Origin of the sequence: Sphingobium phenoxybenzoativorans, assembly GCF_018286635.1 — a bacterium.
Taxonomy (GTDB): Bacteria; Pseudomonadota; Alphaproteobacteria; order Sphingomonadales; family Sphingomonadaceae; genus Sphingobium; species Sphingobium phenoxybenzoativorans.
The window spans coordinates 1,688,757-1,703,236 of sequence record NZ_CP073910.1; the positions used below are offsets into that span (position 1 = coordinate 1,688,757).

General features: G+C 61.7%; 16 protein-coding genes. 10 read left to right on the plus strand and 6 right to left on the minus strand.

Going from position 1 to position 14,480, the window contains the following annotated elements; genetic code table 11:
• Positions 1-2: 2 nt before the first annotated feature.
• Entirely contained in the window at positions 3-1,226 is a 1,224-nt protein-coding gene (locus tag KFK14_RS08160; RefSeq protein ID WP_066768497.1) for an IS256 family transposase, read from the minus strand.
• Position 1,227: 1 nt separating this feature from the next.
• Between KFK14_RS08160 and KFK14_RS08165 the strand changes: the two genes are divergently transcribed.
• The gene (locus KFK14_RS08165) at positions 1,228-1,380 is read left to right on the plus strand and encodes a hypothetical protein (RefSeq protein WP_212610522.1); all 153 of its coding nucleotides are present in this window, start codon (positions 1,228-1,230) and stop codon (positions 1,378-1,380) included.
• A gap of 3 nt (positions 1,381-1,383) precedes the next feature.
• On the opposite strand, the gene KFK14_RS08170 is transcribed toward KFK14_RS08165, so the two are convergent.
• From KFK14_RS08170 to KFK14_RS08180, 3 genes are read right to left on the minus strand one after another with little or no spacing between them, the layout of a single operon-like run.
• Positions 1,384-2,535: a thiolase gene (locus KFK14_RS08170; RefSeq protein ID WP_212610523.1), complete on the minus strand. Its 1,152-nt coding sequence runs from the start codon at positions 2,533-2,535 to the stop codon at positions 1,384-1,386.
• A 1-nt stretch (position 2,536) separates the two neighbouring features.
• Entirely contained in the window at positions 2,537-2,920 is a 384-nt protein-coding gene (locus KFK14_RS08175; RefSeq protein ID WP_246524967.1) for a Zn-ribbon domain-containing OB-fold protein, read from the minus strand.
• Between the two features lie 8 nt (positions 2,921-2,928).
• A complete protein-coding gene (locus KFK14_RS08180) occupies positions 2,929-4,143 on the minus strand; it encodes a CaiB/BaiF CoA transferase family protein (protein ID WP_212610524.1) in 1,215 nt (404 codons plus the stop codon).
• A gap of 74 nt (positions 4,144-4,217) precedes the next feature.
• On the opposite strand from KFK14_RS08180, the gene KFK14_RS08185 reads away from it, so the two are divergent.
• On the plus strand, positions 4,218-4,949 hold the full coding sequence (locus KFK14_RS08185; protein WP_070152431.1) for a ThuA domain-containing protein: 732 nt from the start codon (positions 4,218-4,220) through the stop codon (positions 4,947-4,949).
• On the opposite strand, the gene KFK14_RS08190 is transcribed toward KFK14_RS08185, so the two are convergent.
• The gene (locus KFK14_RS08190; RefSeq protein ID WP_070152428.1) at positions 4,937-5,605 is read right to left on the minus strand and encodes a TetR/AcrR family transcriptional regulator; all 669 of its coding nucleotides are present in this window, start codon (positions 5,603-5,605) and stop codon (positions 4,937-4,939) included. The genes KFK14_RS08185 and KFK14_RS08190 overlap by 13 nt on opposite strands.
• A gap of 190 nt (positions 5,606-5,795) precedes the next feature.
• On the opposite strand from KFK14_RS08190, the gene KFK14_RS08195 reads away from it, so the two are divergent.
• Genes KFK14_RS08195 through KFK14_RS08230 form a run of 8 tightly spaced genes read left to right on the plus strand, consistent with a single transcriptional unit; the run spans position 5,796 to position 14,008 of the window.
• The gene (locus tag KFK14_RS08195) at positions 5,796-6,527 is read left to right on the plus strand and encodes an SDR family NAD(P)-dependent oxidoreductase (protein WP_212610525.1); all 732 of its coding nucleotides are present in this window, start codon (positions 5,796-5,798) and stop codon (positions 6,525-6,527) included.
• An 18-nt stretch (positions 6,528-6,545) separates the two neighbouring features.
• Complete coding sequence (locus KFK14_RS08200; protein ID WP_070152425.1) at positions 6,546-7,307, plus strand: SDR family NAD(P)-dependent oxidoreductase; 762 nt, start codon at positions 6,546-6,548, stop codon at positions 7,305-7,307.
• Positions 7,308-7,344: 37 nt separating this feature from the next.
• On the plus strand, positions 7,345-8,676 hold the full coding sequence (locus KFK14_RS08205) for an aromatic ring-hydroxylating oxygenase subunit alpha (RefSeq protein WP_212610526.1): 1,332 nt from the start codon (positions 7,345-7,347) through the stop codon (positions 8,674-8,676).
• A 41-nt stretch (positions 8,677-8,717) separates the two neighbouring features.
• Positions 8,718-9,689 carry a thiamine pyrophosphate-dependent dehydrogenase E1 component subunit alpha gene (locus tag KFK14_RS08210; protein ID WP_212610527.1) on the plus strand — a complete coding sequence of 324 codons (972 nt, stop codon included), beginning with the start codon at positions 8,718-8,720 and terminating at the stop codon, positions 9,687-9,689.
• Between the two features lie 14 nt (positions 9,690-9,703).
• On the plus strand, positions 9,704-10,714 hold the full coding sequence (locus KFK14_RS08215) for an alpha-ketoacid dehydrogenase subunit beta (RefSeq protein WP_212610528.1): 1,011 nt from the start codon (positions 9,704-9,706) through the stop codon (positions 10,712-10,714).
• A gap of 11 nt (positions 10,715-10,725) precedes the next feature.
• Entirely contained in the window at positions 10,726-12,153 is a 1,428-nt protein-coding gene (locus tag KFK14_RS08220) for a 2-oxo acid dehydrogenase subunit E2 (RefSeq protein ID WP_212610529.1), read from the plus strand.
• 51 nt (positions 12,154-12,204) lie between these two features.
• A complete protein-coding gene (locus KFK14_RS08225; RefSeq protein WP_212610530.1) occupies positions 12,205-13,365 on the plus strand; it encodes an acyl-CoA dehydrogenase family protein in 1,161 nt (386 codons plus the stop codon).
• Between the two features lies 1 nt (position 13,366).
• Positions 13,367-14,008, plus strand: a complete 642-nt coding sequence (locus tag KFK14_RS08230; protein ID WP_212610531.1) for an FMN-dependent NADH-azoreductase — start codon at positions 13,367-13,369, stop codon at positions 14,006-14,008.
• Here KFK14_RS08230 and KFK14_RS08235 read toward each other — a convergent pair.
• Complete coding sequence (locus KFK14_RS08235; protein WP_212610532.1) at positions 13,954-14,466, minus strand: MaoC/PaaZ C-terminal domain-containing protein; 513 nt, start codon at positions 14,464-14,466, stop codon at positions 13,954-13,956. The two genes, KFK14_RS08230 and KFK14_RS08235, sit on opposite strands and share 55 nt — an antisense overlap.
• Positions 14,467-14,480: the final 14 nt, after the last annotated feature.

Sequence of the window (14,480 nt, forward strand, 5' to 3'; positions counted from 1 at the left end):
CATTACGCCGCCATGGCCTTGATGAAGCGTTCGCCGAACAGGACGGCGAACTGGGCCTTGGCCATGGACCACTCACGCGGCGGCATTTTCCACTCTTTCTCGGATCTGTTCAAGATCAGATAGAGCAACTTGGTCGCGGCCTCGTCGTTGGGAAAGTGTCCTCTGGCTCTGACCGCCCGCCGGAGCTGGGCATTCAGGGCCTCAATGGCATTCGTGGTGTAGACGATCCTGCGGACCTCGTCGGGGAAGGCGAAGAAGGGAATAACTTCACTCCACGCCCGCCGCCAGCTCTGGCCGATTGCAGGGTAGCGCCGCCCCCATTCGCTGTCCTCGAAGGCCGTGAGTGCTTCCTCGGCGGCCTTGGCGTCGACGGCGCGGTAAATGCCCTTCAGTGCCGTGGCCAGCGGCTTGCGGTCCTTCCAGGAGACGAAGTCCATTGAGTTGCGCAGCAGATGGACGATGCACGTTTGGACCACGGCTTCTGGGAACACGGCGGTGATTGCGTCAGGGAAGCCCTTGAGGCCATCGACAACGGCCAGCATGATGTCCTCGACGCCACGGTTCTTCAGCTCGTTCATGACGCGCAGCCAGAATTTGGCGCCTTCGTTCTGCTCGATCCACAGGCCCAGAACGACCTTGGTGCCATCGGCCAGCACACCCAGCGCGATGTGGATCGCCTTGTTGCGGACCATGCCCTCATCGCGGATCTTGACCCGAATGGCGTCGAAGAAAACCAGCGGATAGGCCGGATCGAGCGGGCGGGCCTGCCAGGCGGCGACCTCCTCGAGCACGGCGTCGGTGACGGTCGATATGAGGTCCGGCGAAACGTCGATGCCGTATAGCTCGCGCAGATGCCCGGTGATCTCCCGCGTGCTCATGCCGCGCGCGTACATCGACACGATCTTGTCGTCGAAGCCGGGGAACCGGCGCTGGTACTTGGCGATCAGTTGCGGATCAAAGCTGCCCTGCCGATCGCGGGGTACCTCGATCTCGATCTTGCCGGTGTCCGTGACCACCGTCTTGCGGCCATAGCCATTACGGTTGTTGCCGGCCTGGTCGCCGTGCCCAAGATGATGATCCATCTCAGCATTGAGGGCGCGTTCGGCCAGCGCCTTCTTCAGCGAATCCAGAAGGCCACCCTGCTGAAGGGCTGCCGTGGCATCGCCGCCAGCCAGAAGTTGATCCAGTAAATCAGCCGGAATTACCGGCTCCTTGCGTCGGGACATAGTGGGACTCCTTCTTGCCCATTATGCCCGCCCACACACGGAAATCCTGACAGTCCCCGATATAGCGGCGGGCGTGGAATATCTGGTGTCCGACGGCGCGGGTTTTGTCACCGGCACCGTGCTGGACATCAATGGCGGATTTTACATGACCTGACGATCAGAGAGTGTCGGCGCTTCCCAGGATCACTGTTGCCTGACTGGACAGGGTTCCGCCATTGCCATGAGCAAGCGCAACGTCAATCTTTCCCAACTGGTTCGCCGCCTCGCCACGGATCTGCCGAGCCGCCTCAACAATCGCAAACAGCCCGTACATACCAGGATGGCAGTAGGACATGCCGCCGCCATTCGTATTTACCGGCAGCGTTCCCCCCGGCGCTATCGTGCCGCCCGATACGAAGCGGCCGCCTTCTCCCTTCGGACAGAAGCCGAGATCCTCAAGGAAAAGAACGGTGTTGATCGTGAACGCATCATAGAGCTGCACCGTCTGCACATCGGCAGGACCGATGCCCGCGGCATGATAGGCGCGCGGACCGGACTCTGCGGCTGCGGTCGTCGTCACGTCCGACGCCTGGGCGATCGAGTTCCACCATGTCGCTGCCGCCGCGCCAAGCACCGGCACGGCGGGACGGGGCATGTCACGAGCGCGATCCGTGCGGGTGAGCACGATCGCCGCTGCGCCATCGGTCACCAGGCAGCAGTCGCGTACGGAGATTGGCGAACTGATGATCCGGGAAGCCAGGCACTCCTCTATGCTGAGAGGGCCTTTGGCAAAGGCCTCCGGGTTGGTGTTCGCCCACTGGCGGGCCGCGACCGCCACCTCCGCCAGTTGTTCGCGCGTGGTGCCATATTCATGCATGTGGCGCGCCGCTGCCAGCGCATAGGAGGAGAGAGGGAATAGCGGCCGGTACGGCGCATCCCAACTGTTGGGCTTGATCGAAGTGGCAAGCTTGCCGCCATTGGTGCGCTGGTTCGACCCATAGGCGATAAGGGCGGTGTCGATATAGCCCGCCTCCAGCATCATGACCGCAGTGATGACGTGGCTCATGAAGGCCGATCCGCCAGTGCGGTTATTGTCAGTGAAGCGCGGACTGAGGCCGAGATATTCGGCGAAGCTCAAGCCCGCGAAGAAATCATCGGGCTGGCAGATAAAGAGTGCGTCGATGGCGTCGATGCGCAGGCCCGCATCCGCCACAGCCAGGACCGCCGCGCGCGCCGTCAGCTCCATGGACGAAAAACCAGGCGCTTCGCCAACGCCGAAGGTCGCAAGGCCGGCAATCGCCGATCTTCCGCGGGGGAAATCGCCACCCATCTCAGTGTCCCGCCGGCTCAAACAGAAGGATAGGCGCGCCATCATCCTGCGTGCCGATCTTTGCCCGGACGCGCTGACCGATGCGGAGGGTTTCGGGGTCTGCGCCCTCGATCCGGCTCATGAGTTGCGCTCCTTCGTCGAGCCGGACGATCACCACATTATAGGGAGGGACGGGGGGCTTTTGCGACACCCAGGTCAGCGAATAAATGTGGCCAAGACCCGAAGCTTCGACCCATTCCAGATCGGTTTCTCCGGTGCCCGGTTCCATGACGCGCGGAGGGAAAAACACGGTTCCCGAAGATATTGCGCGTTGCAGCAGGAACCTGCCGTCCGCCAGGGCCGCGCGCCATCGCGCTTCCGGCCCGCCCGTCATCCCGTCCATCATCCTCTCCTTCAGGCCGGTTCGGCCAGCCGCACCGCCCCAGTGCCGATCAGCGCATCGATTTCCGCACTGCCGAAACCCGCCTCGTCCAATATCGCGCGGCTGTCAGCGCCAAGCGCTGGTCCGGGTTCCCCGATCGCGCCGGGCGTTGCCGAAAAGCCGGTTGGGATGCCGGGGAAGCGCAGTACGCCTTCTTCCGTTTCGCGCTCCTGCCAGAAGCCGGTTTCCACCAGATGGGGATCATGCAGCAGGTCGGTAAGGCTTGCGATGGCCATCGCGGGAATCTGGGCCTCGCGCAGTAAGGCCATCCATTCGTCTGTGGTCCGCTGCTCCATCACCGCAGCGACCTGCGCAAGCACCTTCCCGATATTCTGAGTGCGGGTGCGCATGGAAGCGAACATCGGGTCCTTGGACCATTCCGGGTCGCCGATGGCGTGGAAGAAGGCGCGCCAATGCTTGTCGTTGTAGATCATCACGCCGATATAGCCGTCCGCCGTCTTATAGGGCCGCCGCGCCTCCGACGTGGCGCGGGGATATTCGGGCGGGCCAAGCGGCGGCACGAACAGCGATCCGCACAGATGTTCGACGGTCGCGAAGGATACCAGCGTCTCGAACATCGGCACTTCGATTTCCTGGCCTAGTCCGGTGCGCTCGCGGGCGTAGAGCGCAGCCATCACTGCATATGCTCCGGTGAGGCCCGCAACCTTGTCCGCGACAACCGTTGCGAGGTAGGTCGGCTCCCCTTTGGACAGGCGCGCCTGCAGGTCAACGATGCCGGATGCCGCCTGAACGATATCGTCATAGGCGGGGTAATCGCGATAGGGGCCGGACCGGGCGAAGCCGTAGAGGTTGGCGTAAAGGATGCGCGGATTGACCGCCTGAAGCGCTGGATAGTCCAGGCCAAGCCGCCCAATCGCCTGCGCGCGCATCGAATGGATGAACACGTCCGCGGTTTCAGCGAGCTTCAGCAAAGCCTCCTTGGCGGAGGGTTGCTTCAGGTCGAGCACGATGCTGCGCTTGCCGCGATTCACATTCATGAACATCCCGCCCCGCGCAGGATCGTTACCGGGCGGCAGGTAGCGGGTGGTGTCGCCGTCCGGGCTCTCCACCTTGATCACGTCTGCGCCAAGATCAGCGAAGATCTGGGTCGCATAGGGACCCATGAGAACGCTCGTCAGGTCGAGCACGCGCACGCCCGCAAGCGGGCCTTGTCCCCGCCCGCTCATGCCTCATTCTCCCGGCTTGCCAAGATAAAGCTCCCGCTTACCCTTGCGCGTACACACGTGAGAGAGGGACGATCATGAAGGCGCATCTGGTGGCCGCAGGGAAATTCCACGACATTGACTTCGCACGGCTCGAACTGCTGAAATTGCTGGCTGAACATCCTGAAATCCGTACCTCCGTCTCCTCGGACTATGCCGATACCGGCAGCATCGCGGCGGCCGGATTATTGATTACCTATACTTGCGACCTCATCCCCACGCCTGAACAGACCGAAGTCCTGAAGGGCTGGCTGGAACAGGGCGGCCGCTGGTTAGCTTTGCACGGCACCAATGCGATCCTGCGCTTCGGCGATGACGGTGTTGTCGACACGCCGGACGAAGCGCCGGAATTTACCGGACTGCTGGGCACGCGTTTTGCCGGTCACCCGCCGATTGCGCCGTACAAGGTATTTGTGACGCGCAGCGACCATGAGATGACGAGCGGTCTGCGCGATTTCCGGGTCGAGGACGAACTGTACCTTACCCACCGCACTGCCGACATCGATGTGCTGATGCACACCAGCTTCACAGGCCGTTGCGACGAATTTCGCGAGGCGGAGTGGGACGCGCCGGAAATGCCGGTCCTGTATGAACGCAAGGTAGGGAAGGGGGGCATCCTCTACCTCACCCTCGGTCATTGCCGCGGGCATTACGACTTGCGCCCGGTTGCGGACTTCTGGCCGCATCCGCAGCGCTGCGCCTGGAACTACCCCATATTCTACGAACTGCTGCGCCGCGGCATTCGCTGGGGAGCCACTCACCGGGACTGATCCCGGTTTGTAGGCTTCATGAGGCGTATCTGCTGCTCAAGCAGGCGCAGCATCGGTTCAACCATCGACTCGTCAATGGCGCTGGTCAGAAGATTGATGGCCATGCCCTCGATCATCGTCTGCGACAGGGTCATGGCGAGTTCGAAGCTGACCGGATCGTCCTGCCATTCAGGGAAAAGCTGGACGGCCTGCGCATTGAACTTCTGACGGAACTCGATCTGCAGCGGCTGCAGGATACGCGCGAGGTCTGCATTGGTCCGCGCGGCGAGAGCCAGTTCATGGAAGGCCACGAAGGCGGGCTTTTGCAACTGCCGCCAATAAGTGTTCACCATGGTTGCAGGCTCATGCTCGGTCACTTCCGCTGCACGGCGGAACGCCCGGAGGCGCTTTTCATGTAACTCGACAATCGTCGCCTTGATGAGCGCGGAGCCGTTTTCGAAATGATGCAGCATGGCACCACGGGAAAGGCCGGCTTCAGCAGCCACTTGCGGCGTCGTCGTATTAGCGTAGCCGAATTTTACGATGCATCGAATCGTCGCATCGATTAGGCGGGCTCTGGTCTGCGCGCTTTTCAGCGATTGCTGAGTCGGGCCATTGGCGGATGGCGTCTTCGCGCTGCGGGTGGCTGAAGCGGAACGCGCCGACGCGAGGGCCATAAAATCTCCATACAGAACCGATGAAAAAACAAGCATGACTGTTTTTTGTGCGGAAAGTCAAGCGTGGCGCGGCAAAAATTTCCGCATTCGCGAAGGGTTTTTAATCGCTCCGCCATAAAAAAACAGTCATGCTTGTTTCTTGCTTGCGATCGGGCCAAAGCTCGTTCAAAGAATGGGCATGGTTCAAAGAATGGCTCTTGTCATTGGCGCGTCCAGCGAAGGCGGCTTGGGTGAAGCGACGGCGCGCCGGCTCGCCGCCGATGGTTGCGCCGTGTTTCTGGCGGGGCGCAACCGGCAGCGGCTGGATGTCCTGGCCGCAGAAATGGGGGCGACCGCCTACACTTGCGATCTGCTGGACGAGCAATCGATCATCGACCTCGTTCGGGCTGTTGGCCCGGTGGACATTCTGGTGAATGCGGCCGGTACGACGCAGGGGCGGCGTATTCTAAAGATTACGCGCGAGGAGATCGAGCCGCAGCTCAATATGCATGTCACGGCGAATATTCTGCTGATGAAGCATTTCGGCGCGATCATGCCCAAGGGCGGCAGCATCATCTTCTTTTCATCGGTGGTGGCGAAGGTGCCGGGTTTCGGCCTTGTCGCCTATTCCGCCGCAAAGGCTGCCCTTGATCACGTCGTGCGGGTCGCTGCGCTGGAATTCGGCCCGATGGGTATCCGGGTGAATGCGGTCGCGCCGGGCTTTTCGCGCACGCCGATGACCGAGGTGTTCCTGAGCGACGGGCGCTTCCAGGAGCTTTACAGCCGCGAGACGGCCATGGGGAAGCTGACGGAGCCGCATGAAGTGGCTGCTGCCGTGTCCTACCTCGCTGCGCCGGATTGCTACACGACCGGCGAAATCATTCAGGTGAGTGGCGGGGCGCAATTGCTGCGCCTCCCGCGCGCCGAAGAACTTCAAGCCTGAAACTTAAGGAGCGGACAGGTGGATCTCGGACTACAGGGCAAGAAAGCCATTCTGGTCGGCGCGGCGCGCGGTATTGGCATGGCGGTTGCGGAAATCTTGGCGCGCGAAGGCTGTGACCTCGCGATCACCGCGCGGTCCGAGGACAGCGTGAAGGACGCAGTGGCGGAACTTTCCAAATATGGCACCCGCATCATCGGCAAGCCGGTCAACGTCAAGAAGGCCGACGATTACAAGGCGTGGCTGGAATGGGCCGTCGAGGATCTGGGCGGATGCGACATCATGATCCCGATCACCTCGGCCGGCGGCGGCATGGGCAGCGAGAAATATTGGTCCAACGCTTTCGAAGTGGACGTAATGGGACCGGTGCGCGCGGTTGAGGCGGTGATCCCGACCATGACCGAAAAGCAGTCCGGTTCGATCATCCTTATCGCCACCACATCCACGGGTGAGGCGATGGGCGGCCCGCAGGCTTACAACGCCATGAAAGCCTCGCTTCTGACCTATGGCAAGCAGCTCGCCCTGTTCCACGGAAAGAACGGCATTCGGGTCAATGTCGTGTCGCCAGGCCCCATCGAGTTCGAGGGCGGCAACTGGGACATGATCAAGGGCACGATGGAGAAATTCTACAATTCCCAATTGCGCCAGCAGCCGACCGGCCGCCTTGGCACGCCGGAAGAAGTGGCCCGCTGCATCGTGTTCCTCGCCAGTCCGGCAGCAAGCTGGTGCAACGGTTCGCATCTGGTCGTCGACGGCGGCTTCACCAACCGCACCCATTTCTGATTTCTAGCGAGAGGTCCGCACGAAGCGGAAAACGGCGATGGACGTAAAACGCAAGGTCGACATCATCCGGGTCAATCCGCAGGATTGGCCAAACGGGACCCCCACCCACAAGGAGGAGGACCCGGACCTGGGATATGACGTCATTCCGGCCGAACGCTATTATGGCGAAGCGTTCATGAAGCTGGAGTGGGACCGGATCTGGTCGAAAGTCTGGCTGCTTGGCGGCCGGTCTGACGATATCAAGGAGCCGGGCGACTATATCTGCACGGAGATCGGCAAGGAGTCCGTGCTGATCGTCCGCCAGTTGGACGGGTCTGTCCGCGCCTTCCCGAACGTGTGCCTGCATCGCGGCAACAAGCTGCGCCCGGAAGGGCTGGGCAATGCCGAGCATTTCCAGTGCATGTATCATCACTGGACCTATGACCTTCAGGGTTCGATCACTCGTATTCCGGACCTCGACACCTTTCCGCAGGGCTGCCCGCCGGGCGCCGCACTGCCAAGTTATCCATGCGAGGAATGGGGCAGTTTCGTCTGGTTCTCGCTCAACAAGGATGTCGGGCCGCTCGCCGACTATCTCTCACCGATGCAGGAGCATCTGGGTCCCTATCATATGGATCGGATGGCCTGGACGCGGGATATCACGGTGGAGTGGGACTGCAACTGGAAGGCTAGTGTCGATGCCTTCAGCGAAGTCTACCATGTGCAGGGCATTCACCCACAGCTCCAATGGTATCTGGACGACACCAACGCCCAGATCGACGTCTATGAGCGGCACAGCCGGTACCTTGTTCCATTCGCGACGATCAGCGCGCGCGTGGCGATGCCTTCGGCCATTCCCCCGGCCATTTATGAGATCATGGTCAAGGCGGGCATGGACCCCGCCGAATATGAAGGCCGCGTCAGCGACATCCGCCGCGACGTCCAGATATTCAAACGCAAGCATGGCAAGGCGCAGGGCAAGGACTATTCGGAGCTGAATGACGATCAGCTTACCGACGACTATCACTATTCGATCTTCCCAAATGTCTCGATGAACGTCCACGCCGACGACATCATGATGTTCCGCCAGCGGCCGCACCCGACCGATCCAAACAAGATGTTCTACGACATCTGGATGTTCGAACTGGTGCCGGATGGCGAGGAATGGCCGGAGCGGCCAAAACACAAGCGCTTCAAGCATGGCGACAAGAGCATCGGCCAGGTGCTCGATCAGGACGCCTTCAACCTGCCGACAGTGCAGAAGGGCATGCATTCGGACGCCTTTCCGGGCTTGTGGATCGGCGACCAGGAGTTGCGCATCCGGCATTTCCATAAGGTGATCGACGATTTCATCTACGGACCGGATGGCAAGGGGCCGGACGACATCTGAATGTCGGCGGCGAATGAGAATTTTTGAGGAGAGGCGGGTTCATGCAGCTTTCCAGAGACGATCTTGTGGGCGCTTACCGGCGGATGGCCATCATCCGTAAGTTTGAAGAGCGCCTGCATGATGAGATCAAGACCGGCGAGATCGCCGGCTTCACGCACCTTTATTGCGGTCAGGAAGCGGCCGCCGTCGGCGTGTGTGACCACTTGGATACCGAAGATCTTATCGTCTCCACCCATCGTGGCCACGGGCATTGCATCGCCAAGGGATGCGATGTGAAAGGCATGATGAAGGAGATTTACGGACGTCGCGACGGTCTTTGCAAAGGGCGCGGCGGCTCCATGCATATTGCGGATCTCTCGGTCGGCATGCTGGGCGCGAACGGCATCGTCGGCGCGGGCGCGCCGCAGGCAGTGGGCGCTGCGATCGCGGCGAAGCTGGACGGTAAGGGCAAGGTTGCCATCGCCTTCTCCGGCGACGGCGCGTGTAATCAGGGCACGACATTTGAGGCGATGAATCTGGCCGTGGTGGTCAAGGCACCCGCGATTTTCGTGTTCGAGAACAACCATTATTCGGAGCATACCGGCGTCGATTACGCCGTGGGCACGAACAAGGACATCGCCAGCCGCGCGGAAGCGTTTGGCATGAAGGCGTGGCGCGCGAACGGCTGCGATTATTTCGACACCTATGAGACGATGCGCGAATTGCTGGACTATGTCCGCGCTGGTAACGGACCGGCGGCGATCGAACTGGATACAGAGCGTTTCTATGGCCATTTCGAGGGCGATCCGCAGCGTTATCGGGGGAAAGGCGAACTCGAACGGCTCTGGGAGGAGCGCGACTGCCTGAAGGCGTTCCGCGCGAAGGTGAGCGAGGCGAAGCTGCTGGACCTGAAGCTGCTCGATGACGTCGATGCGGAGGTGGCGCAGCTTATCGAGGAAGCGGTGAGCGAGGCGCGCGCCGCCCCGCCGCCCGATCCGGCGCATGTCGCCGAAGATGTTTACGTCGAATATTGAGAGGAAGCGGACACATGGCAATCATGAATATCCGCGAGGCGATCAACAAGACGCTGATGGATGAGATGGAGCGCGATTCCAATATTATCGTGCTTGGAGAAGATGTGGTTGGCGGCGCGGGAACGGCCGGCGGGCAGGAGGCCATTGGCGGCATCTGGGGCACAACGCCGGGGCTGTACGCCAAGTTCGGCGCGGACCGCGTGATCGATACGCCGATTTCCGAAAGCGCCATCATCGGCGCTGCGGCGGGTGCGGCGCTGGCTGGCAAGCGCCCGGTCGCGGAACTGATGTTCGCGGATTTCGTGGGCGTCAGCCTGGACCAGCTTTGGAACCAGATGGCGAAGTTCCGCTACATGTTCGGCGGCAAGACGAAATGCCCGGCGGTGGTTCGCCTGATCTACGGCGCGGGCATGAACGCTGCGGCGCAGCACAGCCAGTCGGTCTATGCGATGCTGACGTCGATGCCGGGCCTGAAGGTAGTGCTTCCCGCGACGCCGGCCGATGCCAAGGGCTTGCTGACCGAAGCGCTGCGCGGCGACGATCCGGTGATGTTCTTCGAACATAAGGCACTCTACGGCGTGAAAGGCGAAGTGCCCGATGGCGAATATCGCCAGCGTTTCGGCGAGGCGCGCATGGTGCGCGAGGGGGGCGACGTCACGGTCGTCACGTGCGGCCGCATGGTCGGTTTTGGCGAGAAGGCCGCCGACAAGCTGGCGGCTGATGGAATCGGCGTCGACCTTATCGATTTGCGCACCACCAGCCCGCTGGATGAAGAAGCGATATTGGATTCCGTTGAGGCGACAGGCCGCCTGGTCGTGGTGGATGAAAGCCCGCCGCGCTGCAGCCTGGCTGCCGACATTTCCGCTATCGTCGCGTCGAAGGCCTTCACCAGCCTGAAGGCTCCTCCCGCGATGATCACCGGCCCGCATTCCCCCATTCCGTTTGCGCGCGAACTGGAGCGGGCGTGGGTTCCTTCGCCGCAGAAGATCGAGGACGCGGTTCGCCAAGTCCTCGCGTTTCGCTGAGGGGTAGCGCGATGGCCAGTCTGAAACTGTTCACCATGCCCAAATGGGGCATTGAGATGAGCGAAGGCACGATCGCTGAATGGATGGTTGCAGAGAATGCGCCATTCGAGAAGGGGACGGTGCTTGCGCTGATCGAGACCGACAAGATCACCAATGAAGTGGAGGCGGAAGCAGCCGGCCGCTTTGTGCGGATATTGGCGGAAGCGGGCGGGACATACGCAGTCGGCGCTTTGCTTGCCGTGCTCAGTGATGGCGGTGAGGCCAGCGCGGCCGAAATCGATGCAATCATCGGCACGTTCAAGCAGGCCGATACCAGTTTTGGCGAGAAGGACGATGCGCCAGCATCTGCCCCCGCGCCGGTTGCTCCACCCGCTCCAGTGTCGATTCCGGATGATATGCTGATCAGCCCAGTGGCGCGCAGTCGCGCGCTTGAAGCGGGCGTGGACGTCGCGAACCTCATCGGATCGGGCAGGGGCGGACGCATCACGGCGCAGGATGTTGATCAGGCAGCGAGGCCCGAAGCCTCTGCCGGGTTGGTCGGCGCCTACGCGCTGACGCCTGATCTGGGCGCTTACGCCACGCCGATGGCGAAGCGGTTGTCCGTTATGCATAATGTGCCACTGGCGGGAGTCGAAGGTTCCGGTCCTCGCGGCCGTATTCGCAAGGTTGATGTGCTGGCGCGCGTTGCGCCCTCCGCGCCAGCCCCAGCCCCAGCCCCAGCCACGCCAGCGCCCCAGCCTGCGCCCGTTGCAACGCCTGCGGCAGTTCCCGCTGCCGGCGTGACGATAAAGCCGATGTCATCCATGCGCCGCACAATTGCGCGACGTCTGACCGAGGCGAAGAGCACCATTCCGCATTTCTATGTGCGACGCAGGGTGCGCGCCGATCGCCTGCTTGCACTGCGCTCCGCGGTTCAGGGACAGCGGCCGAGCGTCAACGACTATCTGATCAAGGCGTGTGCGCTTGCCCTGATGGAAGTGCCGCAGGTCAATATTCAGGTGCATGGGAACGACATCCATGAGTTCGATGGCGCGGACATTTCCGTCGCTGTCGCAACGGAAAAGGGTCTGGTCACGCCGATCGTGACCGGTGCTGACAACCGGAGCGTCGTCGATATTTCCGCCGTCATGGCTGGCCTTGCCCAGCGGGCAAAGTCGGGCAAGCTGAAACCGGAAGAATTCACTGGCGGCAGTTTCTCGCTGTCCAATCTGGGTGGGTTCGGCGTGGAGCAGTTCGACGCAATCATCAATCCGCCACAGGGCGCGATCCTCGCGGTCGGCACGGCGCGGCCGGAACCGATCGATGATGAAGGCGCGTTTCGCATTGTGCCGGTGTTCCATCTGTCACTGTCTTGCGATCATCGCGCCATCGACGGCGCTGATGGTGGACGTTTCATGGCGGCGCTGGCCAATCTGATCGAGCACCCGGAACTGCTCTAGACTTATCGTGGCGCTCTGCACCCACAGCAATGCGCTCAAAGGGAGGAAGAAGTGAATTTCTCGTTGACCCCGGATCAGGAAGAACTGCGCGCAGCGGCCCGCGACTTTGCTCGCGCCGAATTGTCCGCCATCGCTGCCGAGCTTGAGCGCGACAACAAGCCGCCAAGTCATGAACTGGTGAAGCGCTATGCCGAGATGGGCTTCCTTGGCATCAACGTGTCGTCCGACCTCGGCGGGCTTGGGCTGGGCAATATCGAGGCGCTGATCGTGCTGGAGGAATTCGCCAAGATTTCTTCGGCCGTGGCTTTCCCGATCTTCGAATCCTCTGTCGGGCCGGTGCGCGCCATCGAATATTTCGCGTCGGAGAGCCTGAAGAAACGGATCGTTCCCGCAGTTTGTAGCGGCGACATGGTTGTTGCGGTGTCGATGTCCGAACCGGACGCTGGCAGCGCGCTCACCGACCTCAAGACCAAAGGCGTCATAAAAGGCGACAAGGTGGTCATCAACGGCACCAAGCGCTGGTGTTCCGGTGGCGGTCATGCGGACGCCTATGTCGTATATTGTCGCCTGTCCGACGATCCGGGCGCGAAGGCGATCGGCGCGGTGCTGGTGGAAAAGGACCGGCCGGGTCTCAGCTTCGGTCCCAATGAGCAGCTAATGGGTTTCCGCGGCGTGCCATCGTCGGATCTCAACTTCGACGATTGTGAAGTGCCGGTCGACAATATCATCGTGCCCGCAGGCGGCTTCAAAAAGCTGATGGAGGCGTTCGATCTGGAGCGGTGCGGCAACGCCACCATGTCGCTGGGGCAGGCGTCCGGCGCGCTTGAGGATGTGTCGGCCTATGTCCAGGAGCGCAAGCAGTTCGGCAAGCCGATTGCGGAGTTCCAGGCGGTGCAGATAAAACTCGCCGAGATGCACATGAAGTGCGAAGCCGCTCGCCTGCTGATCTGGCGCGCCGCCGCCAACGCGCAGGATGGCCTTCCGTCCGTACTCAACAGTTCCACCGGGAAATGCTTCGCCAACACAATCTCCCGCGAGGTAACGGGCGACGCCATGCAGTTGATGGGCGCCTACGGCTACTCCAAGGAGTTCCCGATGGAGCGCCGATTGCGCGATAGCTGGGGCTGGGGCATCGCTGGCGGCGCGATCGACATCCAGAAGGTCAATATTGCCGGCGCCATGCTCGGCCGCCGCTTCGACCAGCGGCGATAAGATGAGTGGGTTCGCCCGGCTGCTCCATGTCGAGGCAAGCCCGCGCGGCTCGCGATCCCGGTCTTCAGCCGTCGCCCGGTGGCTGATCGACCGGATCGCGCCGGATACGGTTGAGACGCTGAACCTGTTCGATGCGGATCTGCCGCCCTTTGACGGGGCGGTGATGGAAGGGCGTTATGCGCTGATCGCCGGGGAGGCGGTTTCTCCGGAGGTTGCTGCGCAATGGGAAGCGATCCGTGCGCGGATCGACCATTTCCTCTCCTTCGACGCCTGGTTGTTCAGCGTGCCGATGTGGAATTTCGGCATTCCCTATCCGCTGAAACATTATGTCGATCTGATAACCCATCCGGGCATGACTTTTACGGTTGATCAGACGGGCGTGACTGGCCTTGCTTCCGGGCGCACGGCAATCCTGGTCGGGTCCGGCGCGCTGGACATTCGGCCGGACGGACCGATGGCGGCATTGGATCATCAGATGGCTTTCATGCGGACCTGGCTGAACTTCATCGGCGTGACCGATATTAGGACTGTCGATGTCCGGCCGACTTATGGGATGGCGGAGGAAGTCGAGGCCGCAATGCAGCGCGCTTATGAGGAAGCCGATGCGTTGACCGCCGCCCTTTCCCGGCCGGAGCGGGTGTAGACCAGATTGATGCTGGTGAAGGTCACTGCCTCCTCACCGGTTTGCGTCACGACTGCGTAGCGGGTCAGCGCCGTGCCCCGGTCTGTCCGGGTTTCCGATGGACGAAGCTCTATAATCTCCGACGTTACGTGAATAACGTCTCCGGCGCGGATTGCACGGCGCAGGCGGAGTTCGTCCCAGCCGATCCCGCAGACGAAATCGATGTCCGAATTTATCTCATGATCGAGCTGCCGCCACATGGCGAGCACATGGATGCCGCTGGCGACCAGTTCGCCGAACACGGATCCTTTGGCGAGTTCCGGATCGCTGTGGAACCATTGCGGGTCATAGTCGCGGGCGAAGGCGAGAATCTGCTCCTGCGTAACCAGCCTCTCACGCGACTTGCGATATTCGCCGACCGTCAGGTCCTCAAAAGTCCGGTAGGGTTTTACGGGAACGAAAGGGGCTGCCTCAGTCAAAAGCTGTTCTCTTT